11 protein-coding genes are annotated in these 17,510 nt (G+C 59.6%); all 11 read right to left on the reverse strand.

Annotated elements, in window-relative coordinates:
* Window positions 1-65: 65 nt before the first annotated feature.
* The 11 genes from addA to chvI all read right to left on the reverse strand — a co-directional run bounded on the left by addA (window position 66) and on the right by chvI (window position 17,217).
* Window positions 66-3,623 carry a double-strand break repair helicase AddA gene (addA, locus tag QSK43_RS13185; protein ID WP_332303795.1) on the reverse strand — a complete coding sequence of 1,186 codons (3,558 nt, stop codon included), beginning with the start codon at window positions 3,621-3,623 and terminating at the stop codon, window positions 66-68.
* A complete protein-coding gene (gene addB, locus QSK43_RS13190; RefSeq protein WP_332303796.1) occupies window positions 3,613-6,798 on the reverse strand; it encodes a double-strand break repair protein AddB in 3,186 nt (1,061 codons plus the stop codon). Before addB ends, addA begins: the two co-directional genes overlap by 11 nt.
* A complete protein-coding gene (locus QSK43_RS13195) occupies window positions 6,795-7,532 on the reverse strand; it encodes a nucleotidyltransferase family protein (RefSeq protein ID WP_332303797.1) in 738 nt (245 codons plus the stop codon). Before QSK43_RS13195 ends, addB begins: the two co-directional genes overlap by 4 nt.
* A 22-nt stretch (window positions 7,533-7,554) precedes the next feature.
* Window positions 7,555-9,060, reverse strand: a complete 1,506-nt coding sequence (gene tsaE / locus QSK43_RS13200; protein ID WP_332303798.1) for a tRNA (adenosine(37)-N6)-threonylcarbamoyltransferase complex ATPase subunit type 1 TsaE — start codon at window positions 9,058-9,060, stop codon at window positions 7,555-7,557.
* Window positions 9,057-11,639: a sensor histidine kinase gene (locus tag QSK43_RS13205; protein WP_332303799.1), complete on the reverse strand. Its 2,583-nt coding sequence runs from the start codon at window positions 11,637-11,639 to the stop codon at window positions 9,057-9,059. Before QSK43_RS13205 ends, tsaE begins: the two co-directional genes overlap by 4 nt.
* A gap of 208 nt (window positions 11,640-11,847) precedes the next feature.
* A complete protein-coding gene (gene ahcY, locus QSK43_RS13210) occupies window positions 11,848-13,248 on the reverse strand; it encodes an adenosylhomocysteinase (protein WP_332303800.1) in 1,401 nt (466 codons plus the stop codon).
* Between the two features lie 128 nt (window positions 13,249-13,376).
* Entirely contained in the window at window positions 13,377-13,652 is a 276-nt protein-coding gene (locus tag QSK43_RS13215) for an HPr family phosphocarrier protein (protein ID WP_045019248.1), read from the reverse strand.
* Between the two features lie 11 nt (window positions 13,653-13,663).
* Window positions 13,664-14,065, reverse strand: coding sequence for a PTS sugar transporter subunit IIA (locus tag QSK43_RS13220; RefSeq protein ID WP_003516318.1), 402 nt, complete (start codon window positions 14,063-14,065; stop codon window positions 13,664-13,666).
* A 125-nt stretch (window positions 14,066-14,190) separates the two neighbouring features.
* Complete coding sequence (locus QSK43_RS13225; protein WP_332303801.1) at window positions 14,191-14,655, reverse strand: HPr kinase/phosphorylase; 465 nt, start codon at window positions 14,653-14,655, stop codon at window positions 14,191-14,193.
* The gene (gene chvG / locus QSK43_RS13230; RefSeq protein ID WP_045019246.1) at window positions 14,645-16,435 is read right to left on the reverse strand and encodes a two-component system sensor histidine kinase ChvG; all 1,791 of its coding nucleotides are present in this window, start codon (window positions 16,433-16,435) and stop codon (window positions 14,645-14,647) included. The genes QSK43_RS13225 and chvG overlap by 11 nt, the downstream gene beginning before the upstream one ends.
* A 56-nt stretch (window positions 16,436-16,491) precedes the next feature.
* The gene (chvI, locus tag QSK43_RS13235) at window positions 16,492-17,217 is read right to left on the reverse strand and encodes a two-component system response regulator ChvI (protein WP_084686707.1); all 726 of its coding nucleotides are present in this window, start codon (window positions 17,215-17,217) and stop codon (window positions 16,492-16,494) included.
* Between the last annotated feature and the right edge of the window lie 293 nt (window positions 17,218-17,510).

A 17,510-nucleotide genomic window follows, 5' to 3' on the forward strand; every position in this document is an offset into this window, starting at 1 on the left:
TTTCAGTGAATCTTTTCCGCTATCGATGTGATGCGGGCGCGTCGAAATTTCAATGCCCCGGTATCTCACTTTGTCTTTATTGCGGCAAGGGCTTGCTTCATCGCATCATCGCCAACCGTCACAAATGCGGCATTTTCGGTATAGATCAGCGCGCAGACAAATTCCTTGCCGGGATAAAGCGGTGCCAGAATTTCGCGATAAATGGCAAGCTGCGCCGTATGGGAGAAGGGGATCTCGCGCGCGTCGCGTGGCGGAACGCGGTTCGTCTTGTAATCGACCAGAATGACGCGGTTGCCATCTACCGCCAACCGGTCGATACGGCCGGAAACGGCATAATGCTGCCTGCCGATCGTCATTGTCCCCATGATGGAAACTTCCGCGCGGCTGTTGGGTGAAAAAGCCGGTTGCACGGTTGGTTCGGACATGACCCGCAAAACAGCCTGTATCAGCTGCTCGCGCTCACTGGACGGCCAGAAACGGGCAGCACGGTCGGCATAACGGCGGGCTGCTTCTTCGCGTTCGGCCTCGGCAAAATCCGGCAGGGCCTGCAGCATGCGATGCACCAGCCGGCCGCGTTGCAGCGCCAGGGAGGAAGCACCGGCCTTTTCACCGAACAGCGGCGAACGCACGGCCAGATCGTCCGCGCCGTCATCGATGATGGTACCCGCGCCGGAAGGGCTAAGCGGCCTAGGCAATGAGGGCAGGGCGGGCAAAGGGGCGAGAAGTCCCGCCGGAAGCGTATATTCTTCCTGCCCTTGCGGTTCTGGCAGCCTTTGCGGGGCAGGTGTCGAGCGAGCCTCCGACTTGCGCCAGACAAGCCCCTGCCATTCCTCGCCATCGGCCGCAAAGAGCTGCGGCTGGCTGTGCTTTTCATTGTCGGCAAGCGCTGCCTTGACGATGGCATGCCAGCATTCGGGATTTTCTTTGTGGCCGCGATAACCGCAGACGACCAGATGATCGGCGGCACGCGTCATCGCCACATAAAGCAGCCGGCGATATTCGTCTTCGGCGGCCGTCTTCAGGCGGTCCTCGTCGGCGCGAATGAGATGATTGGAAAAGCCGCTGCCGGGCAGCCAGACGGGGACGGCATCCCCATCCGCTTCGATGAAGCGCAGTTTCGGCACGTGGCTGTGATTGAAGGCTTTCGAACCGCCATCGACGACAAAAACAACAGGCGCTTCCAGGCCCTTGGAGGCGTGCACGGTCATGATGCGCACTTCGCCGCGATCCTTGTCCTGTTCACGCTTCACCTCCGGCGAATCGGTTTCCAGAACGGAAAGGAAGGCTTGCAGGCCGGGCAGGCCCGTTCTTTCATGGTCCAGCGCAAAGGACAGGAACTCGTCCAGAACATCGCTCGCCTCGTTGCCGAGACGACCCAAGAACTTTTTGCGCCCGTCATGCAGGGTCAGAACCGCCGCGAAGAAATCGTGCACCGTTGCCGTTTTTGAAAGCGCGATGAAGTTTTCGAGCTTGCTGACGACTGCGGAAAAGTGGCTGTTCTCTTCCTGCGAAAGTGTTCGTAACCTCTGCCACACGCTCTCCGTCTCCGATCGCGTTGCGGCAACGTCGAAAACGTCGTCTTCGGCAAGATTGAAAAGCGGGCTTTTTAAAAGTGCGGCCAGTGAAAGATCATCCTCGGGCAGTACGACAAACCGGCCGAGCGCCAGAAGATCCTGCACGGCGATGTGGTCGGTCAGGCGAAGACGGTCGGCACCGGCGACGGGAATGTTCTTGCGTCGCTTCAGCTCACGGGTCAGCGCATTGACGAAAGCGTGGCGTTTTCTGACCAGCACCAGAATGTCGCCCGGCTCGATGGCCCGTTCCACACCCTTTTCAATGATGGTCTGGTTCCCGATCATTCCGGCAATGCGCGCAGCGATCCGGCGGGCAACGATGGTGGCCGGCGCGCTTTCCCGCAATGCGTCGAAAGGTGCTGTCCAGTCTTCCTCGTCCTCGGCGGTTTCCGGCGCCACCATATCCCAGACTTCCACGGTGCCGGGGTGGCCGGCGCGGTTGGAGCGGTGTTCGACAGGCTCGTTATCGGCGCTGAGTCCACTGGCATTTTTGGGGTCGGAGAAGACCTGATCGACGGCGGCCAGCACATCTTCCGTAGAACGGAAGGACAGCGGCAAGCGGATGCGGTGAAACGCCTGCTCCACCGAATCGACACGCCTTTTGGTCTCGTCACGCTCCTGCGAAAACCGTTCCGGCCGCGCGCCCTGAAACGAATAGATAGACTGCTTTTCGTCACCCACGGCAAAAAGCGTGCGCCGGCCCAAGCGGGCACTCTCGCCGGTGAAGAAATCCGCCGCCAGCGACTGGATGATCGACCATTGCACCGGACTGGTATCCTGCGCCTCGTCGACGAGAATATGGTCGATACCCTGGTCCAGCTTGTAATGCACCCAGGCGCCCGCCGTATCGCGGTTGAGGAGGTTGGCGGCGCGTTCGATCAGATCCTCGAAATCGAGCTGGCTTCGCTGCTTTTTCAGGTCCTCGAAATCGCCGATCAACCTTTCGGCCAGAACAAGGGCGCATTTCGTCGCCTCCAGCATCCGCACCAGACGATAGCGGTTGCGGCAGGCAACGACATGATCTCGCGCAAGCGTCAGCGCGTCGACAAGATCGGGTGCCGATTTCTGCATGCCCTTGTTGATGACAAAGGCATCGGATTTTTTCTCGCCCTTGGCCGTCAGTAAGGCTGCTTCGATGAATTCCATGCGCCGCACGGGATCCGCCTGCCGTTTTGCTTCCCGCAAGGCATAGGCGACATCGATGACGCGCGATCCGCCTACTTCATCGGCAAGCGTCAGATAGGTGTCGAGGGGAAGCCCCGAGAGACCGGGCAGGGGCCAGAACGCCGCCGCCGCCGTTTCTTCGGTTTCACCCGCTTCTATCTGCATCGCCTGCCGCAAGCGGGCGTCGATACCACCAGCCTGTTTTGCCTCGAGCAAAAAGGCGCGAAGGGCGCTGCGATTGGCGATGATGGCGGTGAGTAGCGATTCCAGCCCGCTTTCATCCGCGAGATCAAGCACATAGGCGAGCGATTGCGCGAGATCAGTGTCTCCCTCCGTCGAAACTGCCGTTAAAAGCGAACGCCGCGCCTCGGCCAGCAGGGTGGTTGCGGCGCGGTCGTCGAGAACGGAGAAGTGGCCGGCGACATTGGCCTCCAGCGGGAACTGATGCAGCAGTGCTTCGCAGAAAGCGTGGATTGTCTGGATTTTCAGCCCGCCCGGCGTTTCCAGCGCCTTGGCGAACAGCCGCCGCGCTTCGGCGAGCTTGATGCGATCCGGCGTTTTTCCTTCGATGGCGGCGACGCGATCCCTAAGATCGGCATCCGGCAAAGTCGCCCATTCCGCCAGACGATCGAAAACGCGGCTCGACATTTCGGACGCCGCCGCCTTGGTATAGGTCAGGCACAGAATAGCGGAGGGGCGGCACCCGGCCAGAAGCAGGCGGATGACGCGCTGGGTCAGCACATGGGTTTTGCCGGAGCCGGCATTGGCCGAAACCCAGGCGGAACTCGCGGGATCAGAGGCCAGCCGCTGCCGATCGCTCGTCCAGTCGATCCAGCTTTGAGGGGTGTCCGTGGCGGGTCCGTGATCGATAGGATCAATCATCATCGCCATCTCCCGGTTCTGCCGTCGACCATTCCGAAACGCGGGCGAGGTGGTCATATTCCCCGCCATAGGATTGCTGCTCCTCCGGCACCAGCCGCGAGGCAAAACCGTTTTCGCCATCACGCAGCGAACGCACGAATTTGGCGAGCTGATCAATGGATTCGGTTGCCAGTTCGATTGCTGATTTGGGTGCTTTCTTGCCGCTCCGGTTGGAATGCTCGTTGTTCACCTGATCGGCAAAAAACCTCTCTCCCGGTCGCAGGCGTACATAAATGAGGTTTTCCGGCGTGTGCGAATCCGCCTCGCGGAACGCGCCGCGCATCAGCGCCGCTGCTTCCAGCGCAAGCTGCGGATCGAGCAGCGCGCGTGCCTGATTGACCGAAGGCGCAAGCCCCGTCTTGTAGTCGATAATATCCGCCTGACCGCCGGTCTTGATGTCGATACGGTCGGCGATGCCAGTCAGTCTTACGCCCGCTTCGGGTATTTCCTGTCCGGCGCGGGCTTCGAAAAAGCTGCGACGGATGGATGGGTACCGTTCCTTCTCCCAGTCGATGAAGGCGCGCGCCACTGCCTCGAAACGGGGACGCCAGATGACATCGACATGCAAGGGAAGGTCTTGCGCATCGAAACTTTCATCCAGAATACGCTGCATGGCTTCGAGCGATGCCGGCGTGCCGGGAATATGCCCCTCGCGGGAATAACGCTCGATGATCGCATGATAGAGCGTGCCACGGTCGGCGGCATTTGGGTCGCGGTTGAACGGGTGGAGAGGATCGAGCTTCAGGATGCGCCGCGCATAGATCGAATAGGGGTCGCGGCGCAACCTGCCAACTTCGCTGAAGGAATAACTCTTCGGCTGTAGCTCGGCCGGCGGCTTCGGGGCAGGGCGCTTTGCCGTCTCCTGGTCGATGCTTGCATCCATAAGGGCCGCCCAGTGGCGATAGGTCTCGCCGCGCTTTTTCAGCTGGCCGGCAAAATCCTCGCCGCCGAGTGCCAGCAGCCGTTGCAGCCAGCGTGATGCGACGGCGGGCGTCGAGCCTTGCCTGAGCGCCCGGGTGTAAAAGATCTGCCGGGTGCCGTTGGCCATCTCGAAATCATGCGCCAGCTGGCCGATGCGCCGTTCCGGCGGTTCCAGACCGATGGCTGTCTTCATGTTGCGGGACAAAAACGGATTGTTTGCCGTCTGCCCCGGCCAAAGCCCTTCGTTAAGGCCGCCGATCACGACGGTATCGACGCTCTGCAATCGTGCTTCGAGCGCGCCGAAAATGAAGATGCGCGGATGGCGCATGGATCGCGGCTTGATCGATTCGCCGGCCACCAGTGCCGCGAAGATATCAGCCCATTGCGGACCGTCCGCATCGAGGATTTCGCCGCTTTCCATCAATTCGCCAAACAGGCCGGAAAGCTTGTCGCCTGCCTCGCCGGACCAGAGCGCGGCAAGTTCGTTGTTTTCATCCGCGCAGATGGCTTCGATCACCCGGCCTGTGCGCTCCGCCCAATCGGAAAGCGGCAATTTTTCCGTGAAAGACCGGCCCGACCGGTCGCGGCGGATGAATGCGCTGCCAAGCGCGTCCGTCGAAACGGCGATCCGGCGCGCAAGATCGCGCGCGGCGTCGACGCTTCCTTCCGGCAGTGCCAGCCGCCAGGCGGGCGGGTGCCTGTCATCGCGCTGCGCCGCCAGTTGCGCATCGAGGACCGCTTCCAGATTGCCGATTTCGGTTTCGACGCGGCCTCCCCTGAGCGCAATCAGCTCCAGCGCTTTCGACGCTTTCGTGAATGCTTCCTCAGAAAGCCCGAAACGGCTGAGCGGATGTTTCAGAAGGGAAATGACCGGCACCGGGTCTCCGGGCCTCAAAATCGCTTCCAGCGCCAGTTGCGTCAGTCCCGCCTGTGGTGTGGCGGATAATGGTGTGCCGGCAGAATCGTCGGCTTCGATGCCGAAGCGTTGCAACTCCGTCGCCACGCGCCGCGCCAGCCCGCGATCCGGGGTTATCAGTGCTGCCTGAGACGGGCGGCCAGCGCCTGGCGCTTCAAGCGCCAGCCGCAGCGCCACCGCGATTGCGGTTGCCTCTTCGCGCTCGTTGGCAGCCTCTATCAGGGATGCCGCTGCAAAAGCGTCGTCGAAAAAACCGGGTTGCCTGTCCTCACGCCAACGGTTCCAGTCGCTGGTGGATTTGGCCGGCGCGAGTGCTGCCGAAAACACCGCCGCACGCTTTTCGAGATCGTCATCGATGGCGCCGATCTGAACGACATCGTCGCGCATGATGCCAAGCTTCTGCAACAGCATGTAGAGCCCATATTGCGAATGGGTACGGCTCGAAGGATCGGTGGGATCCTCGGCAATCGCCTCCCATTGCTCCTCCGGCATCAAAAGATCGAGGCCCGGAAGCACGACGACGCCCTGGGGCAGGGAAGCGACGGAGGCGATGAGGTCTGCTGCCGCCGGAATGGAGCCCGTGGAGCCGGCAACGATGATCGGTCCCGTATCCGGCAGGTTGGCAAGCCTGTTCGCCTCCGCCCGCAGGATGCCGTTGCGATGCCGGCCTGCGGAGGTGCGGTTGAGTTCGGCAAGACGGGCAGGCCAGAACACGCTGGCGATCTTGAGGAAATCCGCCGTCAGCTGCCACCATTGGGCGTGATCGCCGGTATCGAGATGCGCGAGCGCCTCCCATTCCTTTTCTTCCGTATCCATGGCATCGATCACTTCGCCAAGCGCGCGCGCCAGCCATATGGCATCGGCGGGGCTGGCGGGCGCAACGAGCGGCGAATCCAAATGGATCGCCCGGATGGCGTCCGGCAGGCTGTTGCGCCATGCGAGAATGAGGCGCGCCAGTTCGACCAGCCGGCCGGTGCTGGAAATCGGCGGCGCCAGATCCATGATCTCAGGATTTTCGATTTCGAAGAAACCGCTGTCGTCATCCGTTTCGCCGAGCGGCCGGATCAGCGGCAGAATGGCGGAACGGCCACCCAGAAGATCGACGAATTCCGAGCGCAACACGCGGGCGGAGCGACGGGTCGGCACATAGATCGTCACTTTGGCCAGTGAAAGCGGATCGGCGGGGTCATATTGATAGCCTGCTGTCAGTGTCCCGTCACACAGCGTTTCCGCGAGCGTTTTGAGGAACGGTGTTCCCGCAGCGATCGTCAGAACGCGCTTTGCGTGGTGGGTCAAAGTCATGCAGAGCGCTTTTCCCTGAATTGCCGGATGATGCTCTCGGCGTCTTCTATCGCGTCGGGCGTGCCGACGGTGATCCAGTGGCCATCAAGCGAAAGCCCGAAAAGCCGGTCGTTTTCGATGGCGCGGTCGAAATAGATATTGAGGTTGAAGGCATCCGCCGGGGCGTCGTCCAGCAGGCGCGAATCCACGGCGATGGCGCCGGCATAAACTACCGGGTTCAGGTCACCATCACTATATCGCACCAATTTCCCATCGGCAGAAAGGTTGAAATCCCTTTTGCCGTTATGGCCGGTGGTGCGGTCCATGTCGACGCAGAGCAGCGCCATATCCATGCGCGTGGCGTCGAAGAATTGAGCGAGCTTGCGCAGGTTGCTGACGGCATTCAGCTGTTCGCCAATCCAGAAAAGATCGGCATTCATGACGAAGACAGGACCGGGCTCCAGAAGTTTCAGGCCCTTGGCAAGCCCGCCTCCGGAATTCATCAGTTGCGACCGCTCGTCGGAAATCAGGATTTCGGCGTCGGAGCGGTTTTCGAGATGGGCGATCATCTGTTCGGCATGGTGATGCACATTGACGACGATCTTCTCCGCCCCGGCCTCGACAAGGGCGTCGAGCGCATAGTCGATCATCGGCTTGCCGGCGATCTTGACGAGCGGCTTCGGGATCGTATCCGTGATCGGGCGCATCCGTGTGCCAAGCCCTGCGGCCAGCACCATCGCGTTCTTGATCGTCATCGTGGCAATCTTCTTTCAGTCTTTAAAATTCCATGCCCATGCGGACGCACCAGTCTTTGAGCGGTGCAAGTTCGGGATGCGAAAGCGTGGCAGTGAGATAGCGGAACGTCCTCGGCATATGTTTCATATAACCGGGTTTTCCATCGCGTTCCATCAGCCGCACCCAGATACCGGCCAGCTTGCAGTTTCGCTGCGCCGACATGATGGCGAAAGCCTTGAGAAAAGACGCCTCGTCGAAAGACGGCGTTTTTCGTCTGCGCTCCAGATAGTGCGAAAGCAGGCGAGCCTGCAGCTCGGGTGAGATGGTGACGCGGGCGTCCTGCACGATGGAGGCGAGATCGTAGGCGGTCGGCCCGATCATTGCGTCCTGAAAATCGATCATGCCGACTTGCCGGATACCGGCATTCTGCTCCTGCCAGAGGATGTTCGGCGAATGGAAGTCGCGCAGCAAAAGTCCCGTTTCGCAGCTGGCTAGCGTATCTATCAGGCCGTCCCAAAGGGCGTAATAGTCCCGCTTCTCGGCATCGGACAGCGGTTTGCCGCGTTTATGCGGCAGATACCATTCCGCCAGCAGCGAAACTTCGATCTTCATTGCCTGCCGGTCGAAGGCGGGAACCTCATAGACGCTGCCGTCACCCACCGGCAGCAGGTTGGGCCGCGGGGCCTGATGAAGGGCGGCAAGACAGGCGACGCTTTGCAGATAACGTTCCTCTATCGGCGTTCCGTCAGGCGCAAGCACGCCGTCCCGTCCGAGGTCTTCCAGCAGAAGAATACCCTGATCCATATCCGCTGCCAGAATCTCAGGCGCGCAAAAGCCGCTATTCCCTAGATAATTGCCGATCGCCACGAAGGACCGTGCGTCCTGGGCAAGATGGGCGATTTCCGCATAGGTTTTGCCGTCCGCGACGATCGCACCTCTCAAGGGGCGTCGCCAGTCCATCAGAATAAGGTCCGGGCCATCTGTGGAAATGGTCTCATAGGCGCGTGTGGAAGCATCGCCGCTCAGAAAATGGCGGGCCGCATCGTCCCTGCCCTTTTTCGCGAGGAACGCGCGAATAGCTAAAACACGCTCGAGCCGCGCTTTCTGTTTTGGCGGGGCATCGATGACGGCCAGGCGTCCTTCGCCGGAATGGGTCAGCCGCAGGCTGATGGTCTGATCCGGTGGCAGAACCTCGGCGGCCATATCCGGCCACTCGATCAGGCAGATACCATCTTCCAGCAACTCGTCGATGCCGAGCTCGTCCAGTTCGGAGACATCCGAAAGTCGGTAAAGATCGAGATGCGCAACCGGAATGCGCAAGGGATAGGTCTGGATGATCGTGAAGGTAGGGCTTGGAACTTCCAGATCCGGTGCATCCGCCATCGCGCGAATGAAGGCGCGGGCGAGGGTGGATTTACCGGCACCGAGATCGCCGATGAGCGCCAGACAATCGCCGGCCTTCAAAGCCAGCGCGAGGTCCTCGCCCAATCTGATGGTGTCTTTTTCTTCCTCGAGGGAAATGGTGATCGGCAAGATGTCGGCGCTCATTCTGCGGCGATGGAATGCGGGCGCGTGCCGGAAGGAATGCGGCAGGTGACGATAGTGCCGTTGCCGGGCCGGCTGTCTATGCTGACGGTGCCATGATGGAGGCTGACGAAGCTTTCCACGATGGAAAGGCCAAGCCCGGCGCCAGTGCGTCGCCCGCCATTGCCACGCGTCGCGAAGCGGTCGAACACGGCCTTGATCATGTCTTCGGGAATGCCTGGTCCCTTGTCCGCCACGGAGAACAGGAAGTCGCCCTCGCTGCGCTGACAGGAAAGCTGAACGGAAGATCCTTCAGGTGCAAAATTGATGGCGTTGGTCAGCAGTTTGATGAGGATCTGCTTCAGGCGCTGATGATCCGCGACCAGACTGCCGAGATGCGCGGGTGCGACGATCTCCAGCGAAATACCGCTTTCCTGCAGCCGATCGGCGATCTGCACCGAAACGTCGTCGAGCAATTCGTTGAGGTCGTTTTCCGCGTAATTCAACTGCATGATGCCCGCATCGACGGTCGCGAGATCGAGAATGTCGTTGACGATGGTCAGAAGAACCGAGGAGGAGGTGGAAATATGGTCGAGATATTCAGCCTGCCGTTCCGAGAGGTTTCCAATACCGGGAGTCTTCAGGAGATCGGTGAAGCCGATGATATTGGTCAGCGGCGAGCGCAATTCGTAGGAGACATGCTGTACGAAATCGTTCTTCAGCTCGTCGGCCTTGAGAAGCGCGTCGTTCTTTTCCTTGAGCGCCCGCTCGGCCCGCACGCTGTCGGTCATGTTGACGAATGTCAGCATGGTCTGTGCGTCCGGTAGCGGAATGACGGCGTAGTCGAGCACGAGGCCGGAAAGCAGTTCGAGCGTTCCCTGTCTCGACGGGCGTTCATCATCGAAGCTGGTGATGAACTGGCTGAAGGAGCGCCAGCCGTCCGGCCTGTCATAGGATTGCGTGCAGGTGGTCTCGATGGCGCGGATGTGGGTGCCTGTCTCGGCCTGTTCCGCGGTAACGCCCCAGAGCGCCCGGAATGCGGGGTTGGATAGGCGAATGCGGCCATCCGCCCCGAACACGGCCACACCTTCGGCCAGATGGTCGATAGTTTCGCCCTGCACCTTTACCAGCGTGTTGTAGCGCATTTGCAGATCGACCTGCTCGGTCAGGTTTTCGAAGACCCATGTCGCGCCGCCTTGCGGGTGAGCGGTCGCGATTACCCGCAACGTCTGGCCGTTGGGCAGATGCCAGAGATCAGTCTTGGTATCGAGCGAGCGGTAGACGGAAAGCGCCGTCTCTTTCCAGTTTTTCCAGTTCAGCTGTTCGGGCAGTTTGCCGGCGGTGCGCAGCCTGTCCAGAAGTTCGGAATTATCAGGGCCTGATTCGAGGAAAACGAGATCGAAACCCCAGAGAGCCGCGAATGCCTGATTGTAGAATTGCAGCCGCTGCCGGCCGTCGAAAATGGCGACGGGCGTTGCCAGGTGATCCAGCGTTTCGGCGTGGCTTTTCAGAACCCGCTTGAGTTCCTCACGAATGGTTTCCGCTTCGGTGGCATCGATGGCGATACCCGCCGAACCGCCTGCCGTCTTGATATCGACAACGTCGAAGAAGGTGCGGTTTCCGGAAACAACCGTCGAAATGCGGTCGTGATAGGGCGAACTCGGCGTCGCGGCCGCGCGTATCTTCTGCCGGGTAACGGTGTTCAGAAGCTCGCGTTTTTCGTGGATGGTCTGTTCGCCATCGCGCGCATCCACAGCATGCGCATAGGCGTGGTTGACCCAGATGAGGTCGCCTTCGCCATTGCGCCGCCAGACGGGCTGCTCGATCGAATCGAGAAGCTCCTGAAATGTCGACACCGAGGCGACCAGACGCTCACGCTCCACCTGCAATTCGGCCAGTTCGGCGCGCAGGTTGTTGAGAGCGACGAAACGCGCAAAGGCATTGCCGCCGGAAACTCTCCCCTGAACTTCAATGACTTCGCCGCGCTGCGTCTCGATGGTCAGATCGAAACTCTGCGCATGGCTGCGAAGTTTTTCGAGGGATTTTTCAAGCTGGCTAGCCGATGACGGTTTCAGCCAGCGCCCAAAGGCCAGAAAATCGTGATCGGCCTGCGGCGCACCCGTCTCCACGGGCAATTGCCCCAGAAATTCGGGGCGTTTGTCCGCGCCGTCCCAGATGACGATGCGCCGGCTCTTGTCCGAAATCAGTGCTTCGTATTTCGCGATCTTGTGGTGGGACTGCGCAAGCGCCTGGCGGTATTCGCTGCTTTCCGCCTCGATATTGCCGCGCTGGCGCACCAGCCAGACAACGGAGAACAGCGTTGCCGAAAGCATGCCGACAAAAAGCGAATAGGTGATGGTTTCACCGGATGAAAACAGTCGCGCGCCAGTCTTTGCGACGAGACCGTCCTGCGCCAATGCCACGCTTGCAGAGCCAGCGAGAACAGTGCCAGACATCAGAACGGGAATCCGCGCAAGGCCTGTCCGGACAGCACTGATCGCCAGCCGGCAACGCGCCATAGCCGCGCTCAATGCCACGCCAGCATGCGTGTTTTCAACGCGTTGAACTGTCTGCTCGCGCAGATCCGAATTGTGAACCGTCATCCCCGGTCTGTCTCCGTCCTATGTGCCGCATCTTCGACAAGACATCCCATTTCGTCCACGCCGCCCTTTGGCGTGTCCGAATCAAGTTCGATGACAATACCGCCTTCATAAATTTGCGGAAAGGGAGCGCGCAAAAAAGATGCCGTGCGCTTTGTCAAGCGCACGGCATCTACATATTGTGTAATTTCAGTGGATATTAACTATGAAATTAATATCTGTAGTGTTCTGCCTTGAACGGACCCTGCTTCGAGATGCCGATATAATCGGCCTGAAGGTCGGAAAGTTCGGTCAGGCGCACGCCAAGCTTCTCGAGATGAAGTCGCGCAACCTTTTCGTCGAGGTGCTTCGGCAGCACGTAAACCTCGTTCTTGTATTCGCCAGGCTTCGTGAAGAGTTCGATCTGGCCGAGCACCTGGTTGGTGAAGGACGCCGACATGACGAAGGACGGGTGACCGGTGGCGTTGCCGAGGTTCAGCAGGCGGCCTTCGGACAAAAGGATGATGCGGTTGCCCTTCGGGAACTCGATCATGTCGACCTGCGGCTTGATGTTCGTCCACTTGAGGTTACGCAGCGATGCGACCTGAATTTCATTGTCGAAATGGCCGATATTACCGACGATGGCCATGTCCTTCATCTCGCGCATATGCTCGATGCGGATCACGTCCTTGTTGCCGGTGGTGGTGATGAAGATATCCGCGGAGGAAACCACGTCTTCCAGACGAACCACTTCGAAACCGTCCATGGCGGCCTGAAGCGCGCAGATCGGGTCGATTTCCGTGACCTTCACGCGGGCGCCGGCGCCCTGCAACGAGGCGGCGGAACCCTTGCCCACATCGCCGTAACCGCAGACCACGGCAACCTTGCCGGCCATCATCACGTCGGTTGCGCGGCGAATGCCGTCTACCAGTGATTCCTTGCAGCCGTATTTGTTGTCGAACTTGGACTTGGTGACGCTGTCGTTGACGTTGATGGCCGGGAAGGGCAGGAGGCCCTTCTTGGCGAGATCGTAAAGACGATGAACACCGGTCGTCGTTTCTTCCGTCACGCCCTTCAGCGCGTCGCGCTGCTTGGTGAACCAGCCGGGGGAAGCCTTGAGGCGCTTGTTGATCTGCGCGAAAAGAATTTCCTCTTCTTCCGAACCGGGGTTGGAAAGAACGTCCTCGCCGGCTTCGGCACGCGCGCCGAGCAGGATGTACATGGTGGCGTCGCCGCCATCGTCAAGGATCATGTTGGAGAGGCCGCCATCGGTCCACTGGAAGATCCTGTCGGTATATTCCCAATATTCCGTCAGGCTTTCACCCTTGACGGCGAAGACCGGAATGCCGGCCGCTGCAATAGCCGCTGCCGCATGGTCCTGCGTCGAGAAAATGTTGCAGGACGCCCAGCGGATATCCGCGCCCAGTTCCTTCAGCGTCTCGATCAGAACGCCGGTCTGGATCGTCATGTGAAGAGAGCCGGTGATACGTGCGCCCTTCAGCGGCTTGCTCGCGCTGAACTCACTGCGGCAGGACATCAGGCCGGGCATTTCGGTTTCGGCGATGTCCAGTTCCTTGCGGCCGAATGCGGCAAGGTTGATATCGGCGATGATGTAGTCCTTCTCAAGGCTCATGAGGTTCTCCAGATCAGAAATGCCACGCCTATTGGCCCGGCTTTTAAACGTAGCAGGGGTTTAGCAGGCCAAAAACGATCTGGCAATAACGATATAAAGAAGTCTTTATGTCTTTATATGGGGCGGGATCAGGCTTCTTCGCCAAAGCGGTCGGCCACGAGCGCCTCGAGTGCGGCAAGCGCCTCTTCAGCCTGATTTCCGCTCGCCTCGACATAGACGCTGCATCCGGGGCTGGCCGCCAGCATCATGAGACCCATGATGGAGGTGCCGCCAACCGTCATGCCATCCTTGGAAACCGTGATCGTCGCGTCGAACCCCTCGACCATCTGCACGAATTTCGCGGACGCCCGGGCGTGGAGACCGCGCTTGTTGATGATCGACAATTCCCGGGAGTGAGGCGACATGGGCTGACTTCTTATTTGCCGCTTAAAACGCGGCTGGCGACGTTGATGTATTTGCGGCCGGCGTCGGATGCGTCCTGGAGCGCCTTGTCCATGTTGTCTTCGCTGCGAACGCCGGCGAGTTTTATCAGCATGGGAAGATTGACGCCTGCGATGACTTCGACATTGCCGTTGTTCATGACGGAGATGGCGAGATTGGACGGTGTACCGCCGAACATATCAGTCAGAATAATGACGCCGTTCCCATCATTGACGCGCGTGACGGCGTCGATGATATCCTGCCGGCGCTGATCCATGTCGTCTTCGGGACCGATACAAACCGTCTCGATCAATTTCTGGGGACCGACGACATGCTCCAACGCATGGCGAAACTCCTCAGCCAGCTTGCCATGGGTGACAAGCACTAGTCCGATCATGAAATGCTCCCTTGCACACGCACTCTCATTGCCGACTATCGCAACGCGGCAATCCTGTCCATCGGTGGGATTTCATCTTGATGAGGAAAATGCGAATCGCAAGCCTAAAATCGCCTGAATCATGGTCACTTCACATTCGTTTTAAAAAGATTGTGAGCAAGTGCAGCAAATTTTCCATAAGGCACAAGACTGGAAAGCGGAATACGCAGAAGCGGAAGATTCCCGCCGCAGGGCAGGGAAAACACTTCGTCATCTTCCGGAAGTCTTGGATTTTCCGGTGAAAGAACTGTCGTCACGGCGAAATGTAGTGCGGCGCTCGGGATGCTGTTGACGGAAACAATGCCGCTGCCGCGCAGTTCCAGTAATCCGGCGATTGCTTCCGGCCGCTCGGCGATGATGTTTTCGCCATCCCGATACACGAAAATCTGATCGTCCGCGATCAGCGCGGCCGGCAATCCGCACCGTTCCGCCTCCGTCAGAAAGCTGAAAGCAAGCTCGCTCTTGCCGCTTCCCGACGGTCCCGTGAAGAGAATGCCGGTGTTGTCGACGACGATAGCGGTGGCATGCAGGTTGAAGCGTTCAGCGTTCATGGGTTTCGGCCGCCGGTAGCGACAGGGTAAACCGCGCGCCGGAAATCACGCCGTATTTGTCGACGACATTTTCCGCCCTGAGGCTGCCGCCATGGGCTTCGGCAATCTGGCGGCTGATGGAAAGACCAAGGCCGGAGTTCTGTCCGAACCCTTCGCTCGCCGGCCGGTCCGTGTAAAAGCGCTCGAAAATCCGGTCGATATCCTCGGCCTGAATGCCGGGGCCATTGTCTTCCACCTGCACGATGCAGCGGTCCTTGTGACGGGACAGACGCACGGTGATGCGGCCACTTTCCTCGGCAACGAAAGATCGCGCATTCTCGATCAGGTTGGTGACGATCTGCCCGATGCGAAGATCGTGACCGTTCACCACGAAGGAGGTTTTGGCTCCCGCCTTCCGATCGGCGACATAGTCGATGGCTACGCTCTTTTTCTTGGTGCTGATCTGGCGGGATAAATCCACTAGACCCTTCATCAGCACGTCGAGATCGAGCGGCGAGGCATCGGCGCGCGCCAGTTCGGCATCGAGCCGCGACGCATCCGAAATATCGCTGATCAAACGGTCGAGGCGACGGACATCGTGGAAGATGATCTCGGTCAGGCGCTGTTTGGACTCTTCGGTCTTGGCGCGCGGCAGGGTTTCCACGGCGCTGCGCAGCGAGGTGAGCGGGTTTTTAAGCTCGTGGCTGACATCGGCGGCGAAACTTTCGATCGCGTCGATACGGTCGTAAAGCGCCGTCGTCATTTCACGCAGTGCTATGGATAGGTTGCCGATTTCATCCTGGCGCGCCGAAAAATCCGGTATTTCCTCACGGGTTCTCGCCCCGCGGCGCACGCGGATCGCGGCGGCCGAAAGCCGCCGCAGCGGCGTGGCGATGGTGGAGGACAACAATAGCGAAAGCACGATGTTGACCAGCGTGGCGATGCCGAACACGCGCATGATGGCAAGGCGCTCCGCATGCACGATCTTGTCGATATCGCCCGCCTGCGTGGACAGGAGCAGAACGCCGAGCACGGCCCGGAAGCGCTGCACCGGCACGGCGACCGAGACGATCAACTCGCCCTTTTCGGTCACGCGCACGACCGCGCCGCGCACGCCGGTCAGCGCATTCATCACTTCGGGATAGATCGAGCCATCACCGCCCGGCGCTTCCTTGTATTGCGGCAGGCTGCTCGGTTGCAGCATGCGGTTGAACATGCTGGTAAACCATTCGCTCCAGGTCTGGGTTTCCGGCGTTACAGGCGGCAGATCGAAGCGCAGAACCTGACCGCGCGAATAAAGATGGCGGGAGTCGAGAAGCAGGTTGGCATCGGCATCGAAAAGCCGTGCACGGGTCCGCGTCGGCGAAATCAGCCGGCGCAGCACCGGGGCTACCCGTTCCGGATTGATCGGGAAATTCAGGTCCTCGTCATTCGGAGCAGGCGTGATGCTTTGCCCCGCCTGCAATTCGAGGAGCTTTTCCGGGTTGATGGTGATGGAGTTGGTGTCGACCGAAGCGGAGGCGGAAATGGCGCCGGCGATGATTTCGCCCTGCGTCAGAAGGCTTTCCACCCGCGCGTCGATCAGCCCTTCGCGGAACTGGTTGAGGTAGAGAATGCCACCGACCAGAACCACGGTCGCGGCCACGTTGAAGAACAGGATACGGCGCGTCAGGCTGGAAAACACTGCATTGCCGAAAATGCGTCGGACGATCGTCAGCGGATGGATACGGTGACGGCGTTCGCTGCCGCGATCTTCGGCATCGTCACTGTCCGAGACGGTTTGCGGCGTTTTCTTCAACACGTATTAAGTCCTCGCCACCACAAGTTCGGGTGGTCTCTCCCGCTTGGCGCGCTCGTTCAAGCCGCTTCGCGGAAGCGATATCCTACGCCATAAAGCGTTTCAATCATATCGAAGTCGCCATCGACCAGTTTGAACTTCTTGCGAAGGCGCTTGATGTGGCTGTCGATCGTGCGATCGTCCACATAGACCTGTTCGTCATAGGCGGCATCCATCAGCGCGTCGCGGCTTTTCACCACGCCCGGCCTCTGTGCAAGCGAATGCAGGATGAGGAATTCGGTAACGGTGAGCGTTACCGGCTCACCCTTCCAGGTGCAGGTGTGGCGTTCCTGATCCATGGCGAGCTGGCCGCGTTCCAGCGTCCGTGCCTGTTGATCAGCAGTCGGTTTCTGCGTGCTGCCGGTTGCGGCGGAAGCCTCGCGGCTGCTGGCGCGGCGCAGGATGGCCTTGACGCGCTCCACCAGAAGGCGCTGCGAGAAGGGTTTTGTGATGAAATCGTCGGCGCCCATCTTCAGGCCGAACAATTCATCGATCTCTTCATCCTTGGAAGTCAGGAAGATAACGGGAATGTCCGATTTCTGGCGAAGACGCCGCAAAAGCTCCATGCCGTCCATGCGGGGCATCTTGATGTCGAAAATGGCGAGCTGCGGCGGACGGGCGATCAACCCGTCAAGCGCGGAGGCGCCGTCCGTATACGTTTCGACCCGGTAGCCTTCGGCTTCGAGCGCGATCGATACCGAAGTGAGAATATTCCGGTCGTCGTCGACAAGCGCGATAGTCTGCATGTAGTTGGTCTCCATCGTCATTTTCTCATAACTCCCGACATTCACCCAGCCTAGGTTGTGCGCCGCGAGCCACTCTCATGAGTATAAAGGTGGAACAAATTGTGGCAAAGGAAAACTCGCGGTAAAATCGCAGGGCGCGGAGAGGCCATTTCCGGGAAAACGCCACAGCCGGATTTTAATGCGCCTTCAACCGATTTAAAAAGAAATAAAATCTTTTAAATCGATTAATATATTGAAATCACTCAATTATTTAAAGTTTCACTCTTGCGTTTCTAAAAGCTGCCACGTATTTT

This window comes from Rhizobium sp. GR12 (assembly GCF_036596185.1).
GTDB classification, from domain to species: domain Bacteria; phylum Pseudomonadota; class Alphaproteobacteria; order Rhizobiales; family Rhizobiaceae; genus Agrobacterium; species Agrobacterium nepotum.